This is a genomic window from Fructilactobacillus sp. X2R1C1, from assembly GCF_059901435.1.
In genome coordinates, this window is sequence record NZ_JBWXUV010000147.1 from 1 (window position 1) to 240 (window position 240).

General features: G+C 63.3%; 1 protein-coding gene. It reads right to left on the reverse strand.

Going from position 1 to position 240, the window contains the following annotated elements:
• Positions 1-240, reverse strand: a 240-nt coding sequence (locus AC6UDG_RS07835) for a hypothetical protein (protein ID WP_500707011.1), incomplete at both ends; no start/stop codon positions are given.

Consider the following 240-nt stretch of genomic DNA (forward strand, 5'->3'; position numbering starts at 1 on the left):
GGTCTTCTGCACGGCCTGGGCGAGCGGGGTGGTCGGAGCCGACACTTCGGACCCGAAGGTGCAGCCGCTTTCCGCGTCGGTCATCATCGCGCACAGCCCCATCTGCGGACGGCGCAGTTTTGGGTCAAGTAACTTGAATTCGGGAACGAAGTCGGCGCCGAACTCGAAAATCAGGTCGTCTTTTTGGGGCAGGGCCAACAACGCCGTCCGGTCTTGCTCGGTCAGGAGCATCGGCTGGGG